This is a genomic window from Shewanella sp. SM29, from assembly GCF_025654245.1.
Classification (GTDB): Bacteria; Pseudomonadota; Gammaproteobacteria; order Enterobacterales; family Shewanellaceae; genus Shewanella; species Shewanella oncorhynchi.
Map to the genome: position 1 here is coordinate 67,328 of NZ_JAKKRN010000003.1, position 23,036 is coordinate 90,363.

The window sequence follows — 23,036 nt, forward strand, 5'->3', positions numbered from 1 at the left end:
TCCAGCAGGAGCGTTAAATGCGTAAAGGTTTATTGTTACTCGCCGCCGTGAGCGGATTCTTAGCCGTCGCCTTAGGGGCTTTTGGTGCCCATGGTTTAAAAGCGGTCGCGCCACCAAACTTAATTGAAGTCTTTAACTTAGGTGTGCAATATCATTTCTACCATACCTTTGCCCTCATCATGGTTGCCTTCTCGGGCCAATGGTTAACCTCGCGTTTACTGGACTGGTCGGCATATCTCTTTGTCGCAGGCATAGTTCTATTTTCGGGCTCACTATATGGATTGGCCTTGTTTGGGACTAAGTGGTTAGGTCCTATTACGCCTATGGGCGGTGGTTGTTTCTTATTGGGGTGGTTATTATTTGCCGCCGCGGTATGGCGTCACAAAGTTATCGACGGTCATGAGTCTTAATCACTGATGCTTATGTGAGTTAACAGGCTTAGGGTGCACCTAAGCCTTTTTTATTTCTCTAATCGCAACGCAGTAGGCAAATAGGGCATTTGTGGATTGAAATTGGTATACTGGCGCCCAAATTGATAGTCAGCCAATGCTTTGGCTTGGATTTCTCAGGGATCCCCATGAAAAACCTATTTTTATTTTGCCGCGCAGGCTTTGAAAAAGAATGCGCTGCAGAAATCCAACAGCGAGCCGGTGAGCTCAATGTGGGTGGCTTTGTTAAGGCCAACAATAACGACGCTTATGTTGTATACCAATGTTTTGAAGACGACGCTGCCGATACGTTAGTCAAACAATTACCTTTAGATTCGCTCATTTTCGCTCGCCAGATGTTTGCTGCTAGCGACTTGTTAGTTGACTTGCCTGAAAATGACAGAATAAGCCCAATCGTTGCGGCGCTCAGTGACGTCAGCAAAGCGGGTGAGGTGCGGGTTGAAACACCTGACACTAACGAAGCGAAAGAGCTCTCGGCTTTTTGCCGTAAGTTCACTGTGCCTTTACGCCAGCATTTGAAAAAATCGGGCAGTTTGCTCGCGCAGGAAAATCCCAAACGTCCGATTATCCACGTGTGTTTTATTGGCCCCGGCCGTGCCTATGTGGGTTATTCCTATAGCAATAACAGTTCGCCACATTTTATGGGCATTCCACGCCTTAAAATGGCGGCGGATGCACCGAGTCGTTCTAGTCTGAAACTCGACGAAGCCTTTGGCCAATTCGTGCCTAAGGAAGAGCAAGAAGAGCGTATTCGCAGTGGCATGAACTCAGTGGATTTGGGCGCTTGCCCTGGTGGCTGGACTTATCAACTGGTGCGTCGCGGCATGTTTGTGTCGGCAGTTGATAATGGCCCTATGGATGAAAAACTGATGGAAACGGGCCAAGTGAAACATTACCGTGAAGACGGTTTCCGTTTCGAACCGCAACGTAAAAATATCTATTGGCTGGTGTGCGACATGGTTGAGAAACCTGCGCGTGTTGCCGAACTGATTGAAGCTTGGGCGATTAACGGTTGGTTTAAGGAAGCGATTTTTAACCTTAAATTACCGATGAAGAGCCGCTATAAAGAAGTGACAGCCATTCTTGAGACAATGCAGACGATTCTTAAAGAGAATGGTGTGACGGATTTTAAAGTGCAGTGTAAGCATCTTTATCACGACCGTGATGAAGTGACTGTGCATTTATGGCTACGTCCTAATACCGCGTGGAATTAATTCCAGTGCTAACCCTGCGATGATCTTGTTGTCGCTAGAACGGTAATCGTCAGGCGGGTTTAAAGCCACGCAGGTTTAAAAGCTAGATAACAAAAAGCCCCAAAGGAAACTTTGGGGCTTTTTCGTGTTTACTCATTTGAGTTTCAAGCGCTTGCTTCTTTTAAGCTTTTGCTTGAACACGCGCGTTATAGACTCGTCTTAAACGCGCTTAGCATTGAGATCACAGACGCTCAAGCACAGCTTGCGTGAAGTCAGTCGTGCCGTGAGTGCCGCCTAAATCGCGAGTCGTACGGTCGCCTTCTTCGATCACTGCAGATACTGCTTTACGGATTTGCTCAGCTTTGTCAGCCATACCTAGGTATTCCAGCATTTGGATAGACGCTAAAATCACTGAGGTTGGGTTTGCGAGGTTTTTGCCAGCGATATCAGGCGCACTACCGTGAACGGCTTCGAAAATCGCAGCATCACGGCCAATGTTTGCGCCAGGTGCCATACCTAAACCACCCACTAAACCGGCACACAGGTCCGATAAAATGTCACCGAACAGGTTGGTTGTCACGATCACATCGAAGTTTTCTGGGTTCATCACTAACTTCATGCACGTTGCATCGACGATCATTTCTTCTGTTTTGATGTCTGGGTAACGTAGGCTCACTTCGCGGGCCACTTTCAGGAACAGGCCTGACGTTGACTTCATAATGTTAGCTTTGTGCACGATAGTGACTTTCTTACGGTTTTCTTTGCGAGCCAGTTCGTAGGCGAAAGTGGCGATTTGCTCAGCACCTTGGCGAGTGACGATACTGGTCGCTTCTGCCGTTAAACCATCTTCAGACACTTTTTGACCATGGCCAGAATACATGCCTTCGGTGTTTTCACGTACTGTGATGATATCGATATTTTCGTAACGGGCTTGGGTACCTTTGAAAGACAGTACTGGGCGTACGTTAGCATACAGACCGAATTTCTTACGCAAGGTTACGTTGATAGAAGTAAAGCCTTCACCAACGGGAGTCGTCAGCGGCCCTTTCAGCGTGATACGGTTTTTTTCAATGAGTTCTAAAGTGCGTGCTGGCAGTAACTCGCCTTGCTTTTCAAGTGCAGTCAGGCCGGCATCGGCAAATTCATATTCAAAATCACAGCCCGCTTTATCAAGAATTTTTAAGGCTGAATCAATAATACTTGGGCCAATTCCATCACCTGGAATTACGGTTATCGTTCTTTTTGACATGGAGAAGTCCTTCCACGGTTCGTCGTTACTGCAATTGTCTGCCCCAGTGCTAACTGGATAGCAGGACTATGAATTTGGTATTTTTTCTGCCTATTATTTTAACCATCTTTGGTCAAACTTCACAGGAAATAGTGAGCAATATCACGATTTTTTATGTGGTATAACTTGTAAAAATACTGGGTTCTAACCATGATGGAGAGCCAATGGTTAAAAAAGTCTACTTTAGTCTAACAAATATATAAAAGAGGAAGACATTGAAGTTAATCCCTATCACATCTCTGGTTTTGTTATCCCTCGGAATATTGCCAGCAGTGCAGGCTGAAACCAGCACTAAACCGCTCACCCTAACAGACATTATGCATTTTGAATCCCTTGAAAAGCCGGTTATCTCAGATAAGGGGCAAGTCATCGCGGTCGAGTCTGCGCCCGATCGCGGGGATAGTCACGTCATTGTGAAAAATGTCCTGTCGCAGCAAAGCTATCAAATCGCGGGGGGGTCAGATCCCTTGGTGAACCACGATGGTCGTTATGTAGCTGTGGTGGTTAAACCGAGTTTGCTCACGCGTGAAACGAGTGATGCCAAGGCGAAGAAAAAACTTAAGTCCGACATGGTGTTGCTCGATACTCAAACTGGCACGCAAACTCGCTTCGAGCGTGTGAAGGAATTTGTGTTCAGTGATGACGGTAAGCATCTGGCGATTTGGTTTGAGGCTGATGAAGAGTCCAAAAAAGATGCTGAGCCTAAAACTACCGAAAAACTCGCTGAAGCAGGCACACAAAGCCCTGCGAATATTGATAAGCCAAAGGTCGATAAGTTTGACCAAGGTCGACGTTTTACGTTGCTCAGTTTAGAAGACCAAACAAAGCGAATTGATGTCGAGCAGGTTACTGGCTATGTTTTTGATAAGGCAAGCCGTAGACTCGCGCTGGCAGTGAACGATATCACCAATAAGCAACATCAATTGCAGTTAGTCGATTTAAACACTCACAAAAAAACCGTTGCCTTTGATTCGCCTAGCCAACAGATTGGTGCGTTAGCGCTGGCTAAAAATGGTCGTTGGCTTGCATTTACGCAGGGCAAAGACAGCGAGTTACCTTATGGCCGCAGCTATCAGTTATCGCTGGTCGATTTGCAGTCGGGCAAAATCAGTACCCCCCCTGAGTCACCCGAGTGGAAACTGAATCGCTACACAAGTTTAAGCTTCTCATTGGACAGCGAACGGTTGTTTTTTGGCCGCGTACCTGAGGTGAGTCAGCAGCTCAGTTTGCAGAAGATCACCGAAGAAAAAGACCTGTTCGATACAAATATTGTCACTGGACAGCGTGGGCTTAAGGTATGGCATGGGGATGATCCTCGTATTAAGCCTAATGAAATCAAGCAATATGAGGACGAGCAAAAACGCACTTACCTTGCGGTATTGCATTTAGGTTCGAATAACGTGGTGCAGCTTGGCGATAAAACTGTTCCAGATGTGACGATTTCACAACATAAACGCTTTATGTTGGCCAGTTCAGATTTGCCCTATCGCAAGATGGCGACGTGGGCAGGGTTCTACCAAGATTATTATCTGGTCGATATTAATACTGGCAGTAAAGTGCCATTTTTGACACAACAGCCGAGTGATGCCGAGCCTACGCTGTCGGGAAATGGCAAGTATGTGGCTTATTATCAGCAAGGTAATGTGTATCTCTATGATATTGCACAGGACCGTCGCACTAATCTCACAAAATCTCTAAAGGTCAGTTTTGCCGATGAAGACCACGATTATCCATCCAGTGCTCCAGGATATGGTTTTGGTCCTTGGCTTAAAAATGATGCGGGTTTCTTGGTTTACGACAAATACGATGTTTGGCAGTTTAATACCGAATCTAAGGCGGGTTTTGCCTTAACCGCAGGTAAAGGGCGTACCCAGAAAATTCAATATCGCCTTGAGGGCTTAGTCGATAATCCCGATGAGCCGGCAGAGCTTGCCTATAACGCCACGGTTTTACTCCACGGTTATAGTGATAAAACCAAGGCCGATGGTTTTTATCAAGCCACCTTGGGCGAAGCAGGCGTGAAGACGTTGATGCAAGGTGAGTATAAGCTGACAGTATTGGGACGCAGTAAAGACGGCGATACTATCGTGTTTTCTAAGGAGCGTTTTGACTTATTCCCTGACGTGTATACGGCCAGCTATAGCGCACCGCAAAATGCAGTTAAGCAAACCGATTTAGATAAGCAGCGTCAAGCCTTTAACTGGAGCCAATCCGAGTTAGTTCACTGGACAAATGGCGATGGTAAACCGTTAGATGGCGTGCTGATCAAGCCGACGAATTATCAAGCGGGTAAGCGCTATCCTGTACTGGTTTATTACTATCGCTTTATGACGGATAGACTGCACGCCTTTCCGCAGATGAACATTAACCACAGACCTAACTTTGCTTGGTACATCAATAATGGTTATGCGGTGTTCCTACCGGACATTCGCTTTGAAATTGGTTACCCAGGGGCGAGCTCAGTACAAGCGCTCACGTCTGGCGTGCAAAAGCTGATTGAGATAGGCATTGCCGATCCCGATGCTATTGGTTTGCAAGGTCATTCTTGGAGTGGCTATCAAACGGCGTTTGCCATTACTCAAACTAAGATGTTTAAGGCGGCGGTTGCAGGTGCTCCAGTATCGAACATGACCAGTGCCTATAGCGGTATTCGCCACGGCACAGGTATTGCGCGTCAGTTCCAATATGAAACCGGACAGAGTCGTATTGGCGCAAGTTTGTTTGCCGCGCCGCAAAAGTACATTGAAAACTCGCCAGTATTTTATGCTGACCGTATTCAAACGCCTTTGATGATCATGTTTGGTGATAAGGACGATGCAGTGCCTTGGGAACAAGGTGTTGAAATGTACTTAGCCATGCGCCGTGCGGGTAAAGAGGTGGTGTTCTTGCAATACGAGGATGAGCCGCATCACTTGAAAAAGTACCCGAACAAGCTCGATTACAGCATTCGCATGATGCAATATTTCGACCATTATCTGAAGGGAAAACCTGCGCCAGAATGGCTCAGCAAAGGTGAAGCCTATGTCGAGTATAAGGCCGATGATGAATAGGCAATTGGCTTAGTTGTTTTACAACTGAGTCAATTCGTTGATTGTTAAAATAAAAACGCCACCGATTCGGTGGCGTTTTTATTTAACTGTCAGTCGTATTTATTTACTGGTTAATGTCTCTTGGGCAGAGCTGAGGGCTGTGTCAGTATCTGCATCGAGATATTGCTTATAGGTATCTTGGCCCCAAGCAATCAATTGATCATTTTTAAAAATCAGTGGGGTACATTCCTCTTTCGTGGTCACACCGTCTGATTTTTCATGGTGAGTGCGATAAAAGAGCACCTGTAGCTTGGTTTCTTTTACGGCTTTGGCCTCTGAAAAGTCAGCTTTACCTAGTAACTGTTTTACTGAAACGATATTTTGCCCTAGCGCTAACTCGTTCATTTTTTGGCTGTTATAGGATTGTCTGTCCTCCCAACTCATGTCATCTGGCGTAGGTTCATAAACGAGTACCACTACAGCGACAAAGGCGACGTAGGCGGCGAAAATGCTACCGATGATTACCGAAACTTTTGATTTCATTTACAGTTATTCCTTTACCTCATTAAATGAGTCACGTTATTACGTCCATAAAATACGCTTTTGTTGTTCTAAGGTAAATGCGTTAATTGCAACTTTATATTAACAGATGTTTAGGCTGGATTGATTGGGTTTTCAGGCAGGCAGTTATTATCAGGCAAGGAGTTCATCACGCGAAAATCTTTTAAATTAATATTGAGTGGCAGGTCTGTTTGTAACTGTGCGAGCTTATAGCTGAGTCTTGCCATCTCCTTACCTTCGGCAAGTTTTTTGGCTTGTTTAGCGCCTAAGTTAGATAGCGATGAAAACAAGGTTGGTAAGCTTCTAAAGGTTTTCAATAATTCGGCAGCCGACTTAGGGCCTATGCCCGCAATACCAGGAATTTTATTACCGCTGTCGCCCGCTAATGCCATCAAGTCGAGAAATTGACTGCGTTCGACACCGAGTTTTTGTTCCAATGCAGCGATATCTAAGTACTGCTGATTAAAGTGATCCCACTGGCTGATTTGGCGATGATTAAGCTGACTAAAACCTTTGTCGGTGGACACTATAATGGCTTCACCCTGCGCTTTGGCGGTTTTTATCGCTAGAGTGGCAATCACATCATCAGCTTCAGCCGCCGCATAAATAGAGCTAATGTTCATCATGGTTAAGTGATCTTGCAGCGCAGCAAGGCCTTTTGCCAGCGGCTCCGGCATAGGTTTACGGCCTTTCTTATAATCGGGGTAAAGCTGTTTACGCCATGAGACTTCATCCCCATCCCACACGATAGCTACATGGGTTGGGCGATGCACACGCAGCAGTTTAGTGCACGCCAAACTGACGCGCTCTGTGAGGCTTTGCATATCGGATTCATCGGGGATCGCCGCATAGATGCGGCGAACCAAGTTGAGACCATCGATGATTAAAAACTTGTTCATGGGGTGTTGTTGCTTCGCTCTCTATTTCACTATTTGATAGCAAGGAATATAGGCGCTTCCTGGAAGCTTCATTCTTTGTTGCTGTACAAATGCACTTAAGAGTTTATCCATCATATCCATGAGCTTAGGATCGCCTTTTAATTGGAAGGGTCCATCACGCTCTATGTGCTTGATTGTTTCCGACTTGACGTTACCCGCCACTATACCTGAAAACGCTTTACGGAGGTTGGCGGCAAGTTCGGCTTTATTGGTTTGGAAGTGTAGATCTAAGTTTGCCATTACTTCGTGGCTTGGGATAAAAGGTAACTGAAACTCAGACTCAATCTTCAGTGCCCACTGATATTGGTAAGCATCACCCGTTGAGCGGCGATAGGCTTTTACTTGCTCCATTCCTTGCTTCATGATGCGTGCCACTTCAGTGGGATTATCAATGATAATTTGGTACTTTTTCTGAGCTTCGGGTCCTAAGGTTGAGGCAATAAACTCATCAATCTTAATGAAGTAATCTGCGCTCTCCGTTGGGCCTGTGAGTATCAGGGGGAAAGGCGTTTGTTGGTTTTCTTCGTTAAGTAAAATACCCAATATATAGAGCAATTCTTCAGCCGTGCCAGCACCGCCAGGGAAGATAATAATGCCGTGGCCTAAGCGCACGAAAGCTTCGAGGCGCTTTTCAATATCGGGTAAGATCACCAGTTCATTGACTATTTGATTCGGTGGCTCGGCGGCAATAATACTTGGTTCAGTTAAACCAATATATCGTGCATTTTTAATCCGTTGTTTGGCATGACCTATCGCCGCACCTTTCATCGGACCTTCCATCGCACCAGGACCACAGCCTGTACAAATATCTAATTCCCTCAGGCCAAGTTGATAACCTACCTCACGTGTGTACTGGTATTCGATGGCATTAATACTGTGTCCGCCCCAACAGACGACCACATTAGGGTCTTTCATCGGTGCTATCGCCCGTGCATTACGCAGAATATCAAACACCACATTGGTGATATGGTGGGCATTGGTCAGATTAATGTGTTTTAGTGAGTCATATCTATCACTGATATAAAGGATATCGCGTAAGACTGAGAACAGATGCTCTTGAATTCCCGTGATAATTTGACCATCGACAAAGGCTTGTTCGGGGGGATTGATCAGTTCTAATTTTACCCCACGCTCCCGTTGTAAAACGTTGATGTCGAAATCATGGTATTGCTCGAATAGGGCTTTAGAGTTGTCGGTTTTTAAACCCGCGGCAAGCACTGCTAAGGAGCAGTTGCGGTACAGTTGGTATAGGGCACTTTTGGCACTATTTTTGAGTCGATCAACTTCAAGTTGCGAAAGCTGATCCATGCTGCCTTTTGGGCTGACTTTTACTATCATTTACCACTCCTTCGTCATGACAGGAGTGATTAGAGGAGGCGTATAGTGGGGCTTAATTATACGTCAATCACAACCCTGTCTCTGCTTTCGTGTTTCGCTTTGTAGAGTGCTGCATCGGCGCGTTCAAAGGTCTCATGTATGAGTTCACTTCCCATAACTTGCGCAGCCCCTATAGATACTGTAACTGTAATTCTCTGATTTTTAAATTTAAATGGAATATTTTTTACTTTCTCGCGCACTCTGTTTAAAAGTTGAGCGATATCAGCAGGGGCCACATCAGGTAATAGCAGTACAAATTCTTCGCCGCCATAGCGGGCTACAAATTCTGTATCTCGCAGGGAGTTTTTCAATGCCATTGCTATAACTTGTAAGGTTTTATCACCTGTGCTGTGGCCAAAACTGTCGTTGATGGTTTTGAAGTGATCGATATCGGCAACGGCAACCCACAACGGGGACTTATGCCGTTGATAGTTACGGTATTCTAGCTCCATGCGCTCTTCTAATGCAGCACGGTTAGGCAATTGAGTTAAGCTGTCGAGTAAGTTGAGTTTTTGTTGTTCAAACAAACGCTCTTTGTAGGTGTTAGCCTCACTACTTAACTCATTAAGCTCTTTGCGCATTGTCTCCATCGACTTGCGCAGCAGAGCTTGCTCTCTTTGCTCTAGGGCTTCTTTACGGGCTAATGCCGAGCGGATAGAGTTAAGTTGCTCTGTTAGTTGAGCTTTAAGGTCAACGACGTCTTCCACATCGATAATGATTTCACCGGCGTTGTCGACGCGGGTGTTAATCTCACGATTTAGCTGGGTTTTTAATTGGAAGCTACGTTGATTGTGATTGTAAGATTCGCTCACCACCTCACGCACCGCGGTTAAGGCATCATTGAGTGCAAACAAAAACTCTTGGGATGCCGATTTCTCGCGGGCGATGTTATCAAGCAATAATGCTAAAATGGTTTGGTAGGCTTCGAGCAAGCTATCAACTTCAATCTCAGAAGAGAGTACTTCTTTGATCACTAATACTTGGTCACGTTGATCTTTACGGAACTCGATTTCCGAAATCATCTGCGCCAGCTCATGGGCTAGTTGCCTGTGCTTTGGTAAGACATCAAGTTTTTCAGATTCGCTAAATTGTAGCTGTAATATGGTTTCGTAGAAGCCAATGATTTGCTTAACTTTAGGTATATATTCCCACACAGTATGAAAAGGTTTAGCCAGATCTTGCTTGAAGTAATTGACTTCTTTTTTGAGCTTTTCAGGTGCAGAGTTAACGCGTTGGATCTGACGGATCACCTGTGACAAACCAGTACGACTCTCTTCGAGTTGTACCATCACATGGTGATATTGGCCTTTTAGCAGGCGCTCGACATCAACTAATTCTGGCAATGCCTCATCGACTCGCTCAAACGTATTTAAGTTATGGCGAAGTTTGGCGAGTTTATTATCCAGCTCAAGATTTTGCCCTTTACAGGCGAGGCTTAAGTGACCAATAAATTGGAGTAATGTCTGTAACTTTGCATTTCTATCTTCATTAACTTCATCAAGGGCAAGTTTGGCCGAATGGAGTTTCTGTTGCAGCAAGGCAAGTTGTGAAACTGTAGCGCTTGAATCCTTCATCCTGAGTATTGTCCTAACTCTGCAAGGCTAAAAAACATGACCATCCTATGTCCAGATTAGCTGTTAACTCATATGATACTAATGTTATAACACTGGGCGTAGAGTGCAAATGCGATTTACCAGTGACTCTGTGATTAATTACCGATATTGATCAAATATTTTCCAGTAATTGCCTATCTTGGTTATTTTCCCAGCAAGGCCAGCGAATATCCTCTTTATTGCCGTTGGTCTCTAATCTGATTAATCCACGCTCAATGCCTTTTTCAAGGTGCAAAAATAACGGGTTTGCAAATAAGCTCAAAGGAACAAAGTCGAGGGCTCTGAGAGCGACATAATAGTCGTTATTACCACCTAAACTACGGGCACAGGCAAGCGCCATCTGCACTGTTTCAAATTTTAATTTCGCGGCCATTTTAATTTCTGATTTCGCTAAAAGTGGCAAATGCGCAAAGCCAAGACGGAAATGATGTGTGATTTGCTGTTGATCGAGTTTCAGGCGTACTTGGCTGAGTATTTGTGTCGGCTCAATAGGTTGCGTGAAACGAACCGCAAATACCCCTTGGCGTACCACATAAACAGATGCTGCGAGTGCATCCGTTAGATGATTGGCAATTTGCGCTGTTACTGCATCACTAAAATATTGGCCATAGTCCAGATCCGCCGTAAGTTGGGTGGGGAAGGCGATAATCGCGAGTGCCGTTGTGGATTCCTGACTTTGATTATGGCTTAAATGTGCTAATAATGCGGCATATCCTAAATTGTGAGTGAAGGGTTCCTGTAGCGTTAATTGAGTTAATGCCGCGTTTTTAGCTGTTATTTTGCGACGATTTTGTAGCATGAAAATAATCACGAGCAGCAAGAGTCCGGCAATAAGGCTGCAAATGAGCAGTAGCGTGTGAGTGTTGTTGCTTTCTTTCACTGTCTCAACGAGTTTTCCCTGTAGCATGTTGAGCTCAAGTTTAAGTTGTTGCTCTGCAAGGGCAGAGGCCGACACTGGGGAGTCTTTATCTGTCTCAGCTGGCTTTTTACCTAGCTCAATGATACGGGCTTGGGCATCGATGGTTTTTGATAATTCACCTAATTTTTGCGCCGCCGAGGCGATAAGGGTGAGTGCGGATTTTTGTTCATCGACCAGTTTTAAATCGACCGCGAGTGCTAATGCGATATCGGCATGGGCCATCATCAGCGGCCAATCTTGGTTGGTTTGGGCGATTTCACCAATTAAGAGTTCGTTATAAACTTGATAGTGATGGCTTTGTTTTTCTTTGAATATTTGATTGGCCATCAGTAAATATTTTAGGGCGTTAACATTGTCTTTAATATTTGAGTAGGCTTGTCCTAAATTATGGAAATTAAGCCCCTGTGCGATGTAGTTACCGCGTTTTGCATCTAATTGCTGGGCATTTAGGTAGTAATCAATCGCTTTATGCCAATCCCCTTGTTCGCCATAGACCATAGCGATCACTGTCATACAACTTGAAAGATAAGTGTCATTGCCCATCTTTTTAAAGCCAGCCGCGGCTTCATGAGCGTTTTTAAGCGCTTCATCCCACTGCTTTAAGTCACGGTATACCTTAGAAAGTTGCAATTGCAGATTGGTTTTCATTGAAGGGTAATTAGAACGATTGGAGATCCGAATCGCTTCACTATAATGCTGTAGTGATTTTGTAAGCTGCTGATTAAAATTGTAATAAAAGCCAAGCCTCGCTTCAGCCGCCGCGATTAAGTAATCGTTTCTGAGTTTATAGGCAATGTCGCGGTATGTGTGGAAGTGCATCAGTGCAGGCACTTCCTGGCGGATCAATAAATGTAAGCCACCTAGATGTTCATGAATATTGTGTTTAAGAATTAATGCTTCGATGTCATAGCTGTCGTTGATGCGGGTGAGCGCTTCATTATAAAGACCTATCGCTTCTTGATATTTCTGTTCCGTACGGCCAAGGTAACGGCCATTTAACATGGCGACCATTGCAAGTTCGTAGGGCGATTGCGCCGCAGTCGATAGGAGTTCAATCAAGCTTTTTGCGTTTTGAAAATCGACCTTGGTTTTAACGTTTGGCTCCATATTGAGGCGGGCCAGTAAATACAAAATCTGTTCAAATTCGAGTGGATTGTAGCCTTGCTCTTGGGCTGCGCGCTCAAATTGGTCACGGTTTTGAAAAGCGAGGGGAAAGGAAATTGTTTTGTTGAGCGCATCATACATTTGCTGCGGTGATTCTCTTAACTCAACCTCATCCGCTTCGAGATCTCGGCTTTGGACTGTAAAAGGCAGTGACAGCAACAGAGTAAATAAAATAACCGTGAGTTTTTGCATTTGAACTGTGATTCCTCATTCCTTTAGTCAAGGAACTTATTTTGTTAGCTTTTGTTAGCGCCTAATGAGGATGCTACATCGACTTGTTATACTTGGAAAAATCATAAGAAGCATAATAACAGAAGGAAGCAAGAGTGAAACCCAACAGACTATCAATCTTGATATTGAGCGCATTATTTTCGGGTCAAGTATTGGCCGATGTGAAATACCAAATCGACCTTATTAAACCCGAACACCATATTGCCCAAGTGAGTGTCACTTTTCCTGAAGTGAAGACGAACGATTTTACGGTGAATCTCCCTGTGTGGCGGACGGGCAAATATCAAGTATTGCCTTTGGCCGATGGTGTGCGCTTATTTAGTGCTAAAGATAGTCAAGGTCATGAACTGCAATGGAAGCGCACCGCGAGCGGTGAATGGCAAGTGGCGCTCACGCAGCCAACCCGTGTTACCGTCAGTTATCAATTGTATGCTAATGAATTAGGCCAAAGGGTGCGCCATATTGACGCGAGCCATGCCTATTTAGATGCTAGCGGTGTGTTCATGTACAGTCCGCAATTTCGCTCTGAACCAATATCCGTAGAATTAAAAGTACCTAAAAATTGGCAAAGTTACTCTGGGATGTCATCGGGTAAGGCCGCTCATTCCTTTATTGCCCCTAATTATGATGTGTTGATCGACTCCCCGATTGAAACTGGTGTGAGTACCCATAAACAATTTAGTGCTAATGGTAAAAACTATGAATTGGTGTTTTGGGGTGAAGGTAACTATGACACGGATAAAATAGTAAAAGATCTTAAAGCCTTAAGCGGTCAAACTAAGGTGATTTGGGATGATTATCCTTTTGATCGTTACGTTTATATGGTGCATGCAACGAGTGGTGCCAGTGGCGCGACAGAGCATTTAAATTCTACTGTCATTCAGCTGCCGCGCTTTAGTTTCCGTGAACGCAAGGACTACCTGCGCTTTATTAGCACGGCATCCCATGAGTTTATCCATACCTGGAACGTGAAGGCTTATCGCCCCGAGGGATTAGTTCCCTACGATTATCAACATGAAAACATGACGGAATTACTGTGGATGGCTGAAGGTTCTACCAGTTATTTTCAAGATCAGTTGCTGTTGCGGGCTGGAGTGATAACAGTTAAAGAGTTCCTCGAAGATTTAGCCAAGCGCGTCGAGAAAAACCAACTCAATCCGGGTCGTGAAACTCAATCTGTGGCAGAGGCGAGTGCAGGGGAGTGGAGCAGTATCGGTGGCGATTATGCCATTAACCACAGTGTAAATATTTACTCAGAGGGCTACTTAACCTCTTTAGCCTTAGATTTTTCATTGCTGCAAGACTCCGAGCTTAAGTATTCATATCGCGATGTGCACCGTCGTTTATATCAAGATCATCGCGTACCAAAAGGCTATGGTGTTAGTGATGTTCAGTACATTCTTAAAGACTTATCCGGCAAAGATTATGCGTCTTGGTGGCAAGCCAATGTGAATAGTCCCATGAGTTTAGATTTCCCAGAATTATTATCACAGGCAGGGTTAAATCTGTCCTATGGTAAAGATTCAAAAGCTGAGGCATTTGCGGGAATGACCTTTAGCAGTACCCATGGCTCTTTAGTGTTAGACCAAGTGTTGCGTAATGGTCCTGCTTGGCAAGCAGGCATAGTTGCGGGGGATGAAGTATTAGCGATTAATGGTCTCAAGGTGACTGCTGCGGGTTTCTATAAGCGCATCAAAGACTTTAAGGTTGGCGATAGTGTAGAGGTGACATTATTTAGCAACGATAAAATCAAGCAAGTACAGCTCACCCTTGGCGAGCAACAAAGCGGTAAGCTAGTGCTCAAGGGGGATGCAAAAGCGACTAAACAGCAAAAAGCTTTCTTCAAGACTTGGTTAGGTATTGATTGGCCGTTTGACAATAAAGGCGAGTTAGCGACTAAAGCTTAATGTGGTTAGGGCTTCATATTTAGCATCTAAATGCCTTTGTCTTAAAGCCACCTAAAGTAAAATCGTCATAAAAAAGGCGCAACCATTATTTTGATGGGGGCGCCTTTTCTTATCTTGTACGGCTCAGTCTAACAAGCGAGTTGCAGATCTCGTCTGCTTAACGAGTTTTGCTTAAACTTGTGCGTCTTCGAGTCCACCAAGGGCGGCCACGAGTGCATGCATCAAGGCGACTAACTCGCTGCCCATTAGGGCAAAGTCTGCATCTAAACGAGCCATAGGATCGTCAGTGCCTACTTCATCGTTCCCTGCTCTAAATTCTTCAGAGAATTTAAGGCGCTTCACGCTGGCATCTGATTGCAATAATAGTGCAATCGATTGGCCGAAATGCAGCGCTAACTTGTGTACTTGCTTACCTGTTGCTAAGTGAGCTAACACTTCGTCTTCTTTCAAATCCTGCTGCTTAAAGCGCACAATTCCGCCTTCATCAGCTTCAGATTTGAGCTCGGCTTCGTCTTGCATTTCAAAGGGTAATGGCGCGCTGCCAAGTTTTAACCATTCAGTTAAATTGGATTCGACTGGCGCTTTAAAGCTCAGTGGGATCACAGGTAAACTGCCGAGAGCTTTACGTAATAACGCTAATAATTCTTCGGCCTTAGTGGCACTTGAACTATCAACGAGGATCATTTCTAGCTCAGGCAAAATCAAGGCGTGGGTTTGGCTTCGACGCGAAAAAGCGCGTGGCAGTAGGCTAGTGATGATTTCATCTTTTAGCGCATCTTTTTCTTTTTTCGCCAGTTTACGATTTTCTTCATCTTCAATGAGAGCCACTTTTTCTTCTAAGGCTTCTTTGATGACTTGGCCTGGCAGAATTTTCTCTTCTTTAGTCACGCAGATCAGATGGCGATTGTCAGCGCTATGGACCAAAGAACTGCCTTTTTTGCCTAACGCATTTGAGAAACCAAATTTACTGACATCTTGGCTTGAGCAGGGGGAGAAAGTGAAATCGGCCAACGCAGTTTCTAGCGCTTCGGTTTCGACGGCAAAAGGTTTATTGAAACGATAAAGAGTAAGATTTTTAAACCACATAAGAGGCGCTCATTGAAAATTAAAGTGGCAGTTTACGGCATAGTTTGGACGGGGTAAACCTGTGTTCAATAGCTGATTTTTAACGGAAGATCAGAATTCATTAAACTGTAACATAATAATTAGCTTAGCTGCAGCCTGCATTTTTACTGGGTTTTATGCCTGGCTTCGCGTCAGCTTTTTTGCACGCCAACGTTAATGGTCACAATTGAAATAAAATTGAAACACATTCATTGCAAACTTTCGGTCGTTCCAAACCAATAACCAAGACGAACATAACGTCGAAAGGATTAAATGATGAACGTTTTTTGTAAAACTCTACTTGCTTCTGCGCTAGCTTCTGCAACTCTGGCTTCAGCTAATGCCGCTGAGCCACTGACTGTTTATGGTAAGTTGAATGTCACTGCTCAATCAAATGATGAGAAAGGTGATGCTACAACAACTATTCAAAGTAATGCTTCTCGTTTTGGTGTGAAGGGTGATTTTGCACTGTCTAGCTCGCTGGAAGCTTTCTACACAGTGGAATATCAAGTTGATACAGGTGCAGCATCAAGCGATAACTTTACTGCACGTAACCAATTTGTTGGTTTGAAAGGCGCATTTGGTTCGTTCTCTGTGGGTCGTAATGATACCTTGTTGAAAATTTCTCAAGGTGATGTTGATCAGTTTAACGACCTTTCAGGTGACTTAGGTAAGCTGTTCAAGGGTGAAGTTCGCGCTGCTCAAACGGCGACTTACCTTACGCCTTCCTTTGGTGATTTTGTATTCGGTGTTACCTATATTGCCGAAGGAAATGATGTAAAAGGTCAATTTGCTCAAGATGGTTTTAGCTTAGCGGCCATGTATGGTGATGCGAAACTGAAGAAAACGCCAGTTTATGCATCTCTTGCCTATGACTCAGATGTGTCTGGATATGAGATTGTTCGTGCCAGCTTACAAGCTAAGTTAGCCAGTATTAAACTGGGTGGTATGTACCAGCAACAAGAGCAAACCTATAAATTTGATTCTGCAACGTCGATGCCAGTTGAAGTCACTGCAGAAAGTGCTAACGGCTATCTATTAAGCGCTGCCTATGATATCGATGCTGTTACTTTAAAAGCTCAGTTCCAAGATATGGAAGAACTTGGTGATTCATGGTCGGTAGGTGCAGACTACAGCTTAGGTAAGCCAACTAAACTATTCGCTTTCTACACGAACCGTTCGTTAGAAGCGTCTACAGATGATGACAAATACATTGGTGTTGGCTTAGAACACAAATTCTAAATCTAGCATTAAAGCTCAATTAAGGAGGCATATAGCCTCCTTTTTTATTGCTATAAACAAACAGTTATATAAACTTATTATGACAAATATTACTACTATATGGCTCAAGCGGCGCACTTATTCATAAATCTGTAATAAAAATGACTAATAATAGCCGTGTTGACATTCACTGACAGAAAATCACTTATGACTGCAAGGATATTGATAGTAGAAGACGAGTTGGCCATCCGCGAGATGCTGACTTTTGTAATGGAACAGCATGGGTTTACAACCTCTGCGGCGGAAGATTTTGATTCGGCCATTGCGCTGCTAAAGGAGCCTTACCCCGATCTGATTTTATTGGATTGGATGTTTCCTGGCGGAAGTGGTATTCAATTGGCGAAACGCTTAAAGCAAGATGAGTTTACGCGCCAAATTCCGATCATTATGTTAACCGCCCGCGGTGAAGAGGAAGATAAAGTCAAAGGCCTCGAAGTTGGCGCCGATGATTACATCACTAAACCTTTTTCCCCTAAAGAGCTGGTCGCACGTATTAAAGCCGTATTGCGTCGTAGTGCACCGACTCGTTTAGAAGAAACCATTGATGTACAGGGCTTAATGCTCGATCCTGTGAGTCACAGGGTGAGTGTGGGTGAAACTGTATTAGATATGGGCCCAACCGAATTTCGTTTATTACACTTTTTCATGACCCATCCTGAGCGTGTTTACAGCCGTGAACAGCTGCTCGATAATGTGTGGGGCACCAATGTGTATGTTGAAGACAGAACCGTTGACGTGCATATCAGACGCCTTCGTAAAGCCGTTGAAGAGTCTGGTCATGACCGCTTGATCCAAACGGTTCGTGGCGCTGGTTATCGTTTCTCTACACGCATTTAGTGCTGAATAACTGTTAGGCACAAGTTAGCTTTTACGCTATCTTGTGCTCCTCTTATTTAGCCTGATGTTTGGGTTTATTTATGTCTGACTCTTATTCAGGGTATCGGTTGTTTACGCGCTTAGGTTTATATCTACTGCTTTGCGCGCTAATAGGTTTATTGGTAGGGAAACTTCTCTGGATACTCTTTATCGGCACGCTAGGGTTAGTTTGCTGGCATTACCGACAATTATCACGGCTTAACTTTTGGTTATGGCGGGATAGGAAACTTACGCCGCCGCAGGGCAGTGGGAGCTGGGAAGGTGTATTTAACGGTATTTATCGCCTTCAAGGGAAGAATCGTCGACGTGTCGGTCAACTGGCCGCACTGCTGGCACGATTTCGTCAAGGTGCTGAGGCGTTACCCGATGCCGCTGTCGTGCTTGATTCAGAGCATAATATTTTATGGTGCAACAAGTTAGCGCAACTCATTCTCGGTTTTGTGTGGCCACAGGATAATGGTCAACGAATCGATAATTTAATCCGTCATCCTGATTTTTCTGCTTACATTAAATCCGCACAATACAAAGAGCCGCTGGAGTTACCTTCGCCGGTATCGGATAGGCGTTTGCTTGAAATCCGTATAATGGCTTACGGTGACAGGCAGTTACTGTTAATTGCGCGGGATATCACTCGTATACGTCAGCTTGAGGGAATGCGAAAAGAGTTTGTCGCGAATGTGTCGCATGAATTAAAAACGCCGCTCACTGTGCTACAGGGTTACCTCGAAATGATGCAAAGCATGGCTGAGCCTGATTCGATGAACGTCAAGCCGTTAGCATTGATGCAGCAGCAGACACGACGAATGCAATCTATGGTCGAACAGCTATTGATGTTATCGCGAATTGAAGATGCGGCGGATATTAACCTCGAAAACACTGTGAATATGACGCAGTTGATGGAGGTGCTCAAGGAGGAAGCTAAGGCGCTGGCACAAGATAAGTATGAATTGAGTTTCTATTGTGAGCCTGGACTTGATTCTCACGGCAATGAATTGCAGCTGAGAAGTGCCTGTTCTAACTTGATTTCTAATGCGATTCGTTACACAGAACCTGGCGGGAAAATTACAGTGCAGTGGTGCAGTGTGGCTACGGGTGCCATCTTTAGCGTAACGGATACGGGTGAAGGTATTGCGGCTCAGCATATTGGTCGATTAACGGAACGCTTTTATCGGGTAGACAGTGCGCGCTCAAGGCAAACTGGTGGTAGTGGTTTAGGTTTAGCGATAGTAAAACATGCGCTTAACCACCATCACAGTAAGCTTAAAATCAGCAGTGAAGTCGGTAAAGGCAGTACTTTTAGCTTTATTATCCCTTTGCATCTTATCGAACGTAAGAAATAGTATGTGTGAGTGAAATATTTACAATAAATAATAAAAACAGGCCATTAGGGCCTGTTTTTATTTCTAGGTTTATTGAGTCTTTATTTAATGACAGAAAAAAGCGATAAATAGTGCATTGTCATTTAAGTGTCATATCACGGACATAGAATTGTCATTGTAGCGATTGATACTGGCTGCGTCTGAAGAAACTTAAGTTACAAATTAGTTAGCTTACTACTGGAGCACATAATGAAACTGAAAAAGCTTGTCGGCGCGATTACTCTAACAGCCGCTGGTGTATTCTCTGCCACTGCGATGGCATCGATTGATCCATCTCTGCCTACTTATGAAAAAGCGAGCGGTGTATCTGGCAACTTATCATCTGTAGGGTCAGATACCTTAGCCAACATGATGACACTTTGGGCAGAAGAATTTAAACAAATGTACCCTAACGTCAACATTCAGATCCAAGCGGCGGGTTCTTCTACTGCGCCACCAGCGTTGACTGAAGGCACTTCACAGTTCGGTCCTATGAGCCGTAAGATGAAGCCTAATGAAGTTGAAGCGTTCGAAAAGCATTTTGGTTATAAGCCAACTGCGATTCGTGTAGCTATCGATGCTTTAGCCGTATTCGTACATAAAGATAACCCAATCAAAGGTTTAAACGTTGAGCAAGTTGATGGCATTTTTTCTTCAACTCACAAATGTGGTAGCAGTGACATCCAACGTTGGGGCGATTTAGGCTTAGACGGTAACTGGTCTGCCAAAGACGTTCAACTTTACGGTCGCAACTCAGTATCGGGCACTTACGGTTACTTTAAAGAGCACGCGCTTTGTAAAGGTGACTTTAAAGCTAACGTAAACGAGCAACCTGGTTCAGCTTCTGTTGTGCAATCTGTTTCTCAATCTCTGAATGCGATTGGCTACTCAGGTATCGGTTACAAAACTGCAGGTGTTAAAGCTGTTGCCATCGCTAAGAAAGGCAATGAGTTTATCGAAGCTACAGCTGAAAACGCGGCTAATGGTACTTACCCACTATCACGTTACTTATACGTTTACGTGAACAAGCAACCAAACAAAGACTTAGCACCAATGGAAAAAGAATTCCTGCGTTATGTGTTGTCTAAGCAAGGTCAGCAAGTGGTAGAAAAAGACGGTTATGTACCTGTGCCTAATAGCGTAGTTGCTAAAGATTTAGAGCAAGTAGGTATTCGCTTGTAAGCCAAACGGCTTGTTAATCAAGGACCTCTCAGGAGGTCCTTTTTGTTTTTGTGGTTTTAAATGTTTGATGATGTCGAATTTAGAACAAATTAAAGACATAAAAAAAGCAACCTAAGTAGGTTGCTGTAAATTCCAATTCGGAATCTTGGGACGGTCGCGCTAGAAACCATCTAAAGGAGAATGATGATGAACGAAGAAACTCATTACAAAGATTCGGTTCATAATATCTGACTCAGCATCATCAAATTAGTTCAGGGAAAGTGCGAAATATTTTAAATAATTTTGCATTTTGTTTTTATAAAAAGAGGCTGACTCGATTTTTTGCCAAGTTTGCACGTCTCAATTTTAGCTGCTTCTACTGTGACTACCGATAAATCCAGCAAGCTAGAGATAGCTTATTGCAAACTCGGTACCTACACCCAAAGATGAACTGTTACAAAAAACTTGTTCCTAAGGATCTTTAAAGCTCAGTTACGATTTGCCTCTGAGTAAATTTGCAGTCGATAATACCTTCCAATGATTAGTGATAAGTTATCAAGCCCGTCACCACCGCAAGGTAATTCATAACTCACTATTTAGAACATACCGCTCAAAACTTGAATATCGAGGCGACAGTGTTGCAACCAACTAAGAGTATGTTAGCTGATGTAGCCCCTTGGGATTTAACCCGAGATTACCATTCTTTTGCGAATACCGAACAAGTGCAAGTGACCCATGTCTCTTTGGATGTCATGGTGGATTTTGACGCGCAGCGTCTTTTCGCTAAAGCGACGCTGTCCTTGGATTTTCTTGAGTGTGATGTAACAGAGCTTTGGCTTGATAGTCGAGATCTAACCATACTTGCTGTGACTTGCTTTAATGCTACAAAGGGGGTGAATGCATTAACAGAAATGGATGAAGAACCGCTCGACTTTGTGCTTAATGAAGCTGACCCCATACTCGGGCAAAAATTGTGTATCACTTTACCTGCATTTCTTTGCAAGCAGGTTTGTATTCACTATCAAACCTCTCCGTCCGCCCAAGGATTACAGTGGCTAGTGCCTGAGCAAACCGCGGGTAAACAGTTACCTTACCTCTTTAGTCAATCGCAACCGATCAATGCCCGTAGTTGGATCCCATTACAAGATACGCCTAAGGCGCGGATCACTTTTGATGCTAAGGTGCAAGTGCCCAAAGGCATGCGCGCCGTTATGAGCGCGATGAATCATCCCGATACGCCACTTAATGGTGTGTTTCACTTTGAGATGGAACAGCCTATTCCGACCCATTTAATGGCCTTGGCTGTGGGTGATATTGCCTTTCAAGCGATAGGTCCAAGATGCGGCGTGTATACCGAGCCGAGCATGCTAGCGGCCGCCGCAAAAGAGTTTGAAGATACTGAATACATGCTCGACGTTGCCGAGTCATTGTTAGGTCCTTACGTATGGGGCCGCTATGACATGATTATCTTGCCGCCGAGTTTCCCATTCGGTGGAATGGAGAATCCGCGTTTAGCCTTTTTAACGCCCACACTCATTGCTGGTGATAAAAGCTTAGTGTCAACCGTTGCCCATGAGTTAGCGCATTCTTGGACGGGCAATTTGGTCAGTAATGCGACTTGGCGTGATCTCTGGTTAAACGAAGGTTTCACGACCTATTTTACTAACCGTATTGTCGAGGCTGTCTACGGCAAAGAACAGGCAGAATTAGAATGGGTAATAGAGTTTGGTCGCTTAAAAGAAGAAATAGCGTCTTTGCCTAAGGATAAGCAAACTTTACCCGCTAATGTGCAGCAGGACGATCCTAATCTTGCCTTTAATCGTTTTACTTATGATAAGGCTTCGATGTTTGTCCATGATTTAGAGCGCAGGCTAGGGCGAGTAGAATTTGATAAATTTTTACTCACTTATGTGAATCATTTTGCGTTTAAAGCCATTACCACCGAAGTGTTTGTCGAGTACGCAAAACAAACTTTACAGCAATTACATGCAGATAAAATCACTGAAGCTGAACTATTAACGTGGATTTATGGTGAAGGCTTACCTGAGGGCTATTGCGGACCAACATCCATGAGTTTAGATAAAGTCGATGATGCGCTGGCGTGTTTTCTACAGGGAACGGCAGCGGGTCGGTTAAGCGTTAAAGATTGGCGAGTGCACCATTGGCAATATTTTCTGACCCAATTACCTGAAGTCGTTAGTCAAGTTCAATTGATGGATCTGGATGAAACCTTCCAATTAACCCAATCGACTAATGTAGAAATTGCCTGTGATTGGTTTCGAGTCGCGATTCGTAATCATTATGATCCTGTGTTGCCGGCATTAAGTGCCTATTTAGTGCGTATTGGACGTGGTAAATTTGTGCGGCCACTCTATGCTGAGTTACAAATTGCGGGATATCACTCTGAATTAAAAGACATCTATACAAAGGCGCGTGCAGGCTATCATCCTTCGATTCAAGTTCAATTGGACAAATCACTCAGCTTATAGAAATTTAGGTAAAAAAAATGGCAACCTATGGGTTGCCACAAAGAAATCAGTGCGGGATACAAATAGAATTCAATGCGCTAGCGTGTTTTCTATTGTGT

General features: G+C 44.2%; 16 protein-coding genes. 9 read left to right on the top strand and 7 right to left on the bottom strand.

All coding sequences use genetic code 11. The features are described 5' to 3' along the window. Positions 1 to 17: 17 nt before the first annotated feature. Entirely contained in the window at positions 18 to 410 is a 393-nt protein-coding gene (locus L5L77_RS02770; RefSeq protein ID WP_011918954.1) for a DUF423 domain-containing protein, read from the top strand. A 167-nt stretch (positions 411 to 577) separates the two neighbouring features. Then, positions 578 to 1,663, top strand: a complete 1,086-nt coding sequence (gene rlmM / locus L5L77_RS02775) for a 23S rRNA (cytidine(2498)-2'-O)-methyltransferase RlmM (RefSeq protein ID WP_011846285.1) — start codon at positions 578 to 580, stop codon at positions 1,661 to 1,663. A 220-nt stretch (positions 1,664 to 1,883) separates the two neighbouring features. Here rlmM and L5L77_RS02780 read toward each other — a convergent pair whose 3' ends face one another. Next, positions 1,884 to 2,891, bottom strand: coding sequence for an isocitrate dehydrogenase (locus tag L5L77_RS02780; RefSeq protein ID WP_113941031.1), 1,008 nt, complete (start codon positions 2,889 to 2,891; stop codon positions 1,884 to 1,886). Positions 2,892 to 3,145: 254 nt separating this feature from the next. Between L5L77_RS02780 and L5L77_RS02785 the strand changes: the two genes are divergently transcribed. Next, positions 3,146 to 5,980 carry a S9 family peptidase gene (locus L5L77_RS02785; protein ID WP_263221983.1) on the top strand — a complete coding sequence of 945 codons (2,835 nt, stop codon included), beginning with the start codon at positions 3,146 to 3,148 and terminating at the stop codon, positions 5,978 to 5,980. 99 nt (positions 5,981 to 6,079) lie between these two features. On the opposite strand, the gene L5L77_RS02790 is transcribed toward L5L77_RS02785, so the two are convergent. The 5 genes from L5L77_RS02790 to L5L77_RS02810 all read right to left on the bottom strand — a co-directional run bounded on the left by L5L77_RS02790 (position 6,080) and on the right by L5L77_RS02810 (position 12,723). Then, positions 6,080 to 6,502, bottom strand: coding sequence for a DUF3192 domain-containing protein (locus L5L77_RS02790; protein WP_113941033.1), 423 nt, complete (start codon positions 6,500 to 6,502; stop codon positions 6,080 to 6,082). A 110-nt stretch (positions 6,503 to 6,612) separates the two neighbouring features. Then, positions 6,613 to 7,419 (bottom strand): flap endonuclease Xni, encoded by an 807-nt coding sequence (gene xni / locus L5L77_RS02795; RefSeq protein ID WP_263160739.1) that lies wholly within the window; start codon positions 7,417 to 7,419, stop codon positions 6,613 to 6,615. Positions 7,420 to 7,440: 21 nt separating this feature from the next. After that, positions 7,441 to 8,796: a nucleotide 5'-monophosphate nucleosidase PpnN gene (ppnN, locus tag L5L77_RS02800; protein WP_028760679.1), complete on the bottom strand. Its 1,356-nt coding sequence runs from the start codon at positions 8,794 to 8,796 to the stop codon at positions 7,441 to 7,443. 56 nt (positions 8,797 to 8,852) lie between these two features. Then, entirely contained in the window at positions 8,853 to 10,409 is a 1,557-nt protein-coding gene (locus tag L5L77_RS02805) for a GGDEF domain-containing protein (protein ID WP_113941035.1), read from the bottom strand. A 151-nt stretch (positions 10,410 to 10,560) separates the two neighbouring features. After that, positions 10,561 to 12,723: a tetratricopeptide repeat protein gene (locus tag L5L77_RS02810; RefSeq protein ID WP_219250139.1), complete on the bottom strand. Its 2,163-nt coding sequence runs from the start codon at positions 12,721 to 12,723 to the stop codon at positions 10,561 to 10,563. Between the two features lie 134 nt (positions 12,724 to 12,857). On the opposite strand from L5L77_RS02810, the gene L5L77_RS02815 reads away from it, so the two are divergent. After that, entirely contained in the window at positions 12,858 to 14,669 is a 1,812-nt protein-coding gene (locus tag L5L77_RS02815; RefSeq protein ID WP_263221986.1) for a M61 family metallopeptidase, read from the top strand. 171 nt (positions 14,670 to 14,840) lie between these two features. Here the strand turns inward: L5L77_RS02815 and rdgC are convergent, their stop codons facing one another. After that, a complete protein-coding gene (rdgC, locus tag L5L77_RS02820; RefSeq protein WP_113941038.1) occupies positions 14,841 to 15,755 on the bottom strand; it encodes a recombination-associated protein RdgC in 915 nt (304 codons plus the stop codon). A gap of 291 nt (positions 15,756 to 16,046) precedes the next feature. Between rdgC and L5L77_RS02825 the strand changes: the two genes are divergently transcribed. The 5 genes from L5L77_RS02825 (at position 16,047) to L5L77_RS02845 (ending at position 22,938) form a co-directional block, all read left to right on the top strand. Continuing rightward, positions 16,047 to 17,015 (top strand): porin, encoded by a 969-nt coding sequence (locus tag L5L77_RS02825; RefSeq protein ID WP_263184744.1) that lies wholly within the window; start codon positions 16,047 to 16,049, stop codon positions 17,013 to 17,015. 186 nt (positions 17,016 to 17,201) lie between these two features. Continuing rightward, a complete protein-coding gene (phoB, locus tag L5L77_RS02830) occupies positions 17,202 to 17,891 on the top strand; it encodes a phosphate regulon transcriptional regulator PhoB (RefSeq protein WP_006085167.1) in 690 nt (229 codons plus the stop codon). 80 nt (positions 17,892 to 17,971) lie between these two features. Further along, the gene (gene phoR, locus L5L77_RS02835) at positions 17,972 to 19,270 is read left to right on the top strand and encodes a phosphate regulon sensor histidine kinase PhoR (RefSeq protein ID WP_105249762.1); all 1,299 of its coding nucleotides are present in this window, start codon (positions 17,972 to 17,974) and stop codon (positions 19,268 to 19,270) included. 228 nt (positions 19,271 to 19,498) lie between these two features. Next, on the top strand, positions 19,499 to 20,470 hold the full coding sequence (locus tag L5L77_RS02840) for a PstS family phosphate ABC transporter substrate-binding protein (protein WP_131522972.1): 972 nt from the start codon (positions 19,499 to 19,501) through the stop codon (positions 20,468 to 20,470). A 614-nt stretch (positions 20,471 to 21,084) separates the two neighbouring features. Further along, the gene (locus tag L5L77_RS02845) at positions 21,085 to 22,938 is read left to right on the top strand and encodes a M1 family metallopeptidase (protein ID WP_263184741.1); all 1,854 of its coding nucleotides are present in this window, start codon (positions 21,085 to 21,087) and stop codon (positions 22,936 to 22,938) included. Positions 22,939 to 23,036 lie beyond the last annotated feature (98 nt).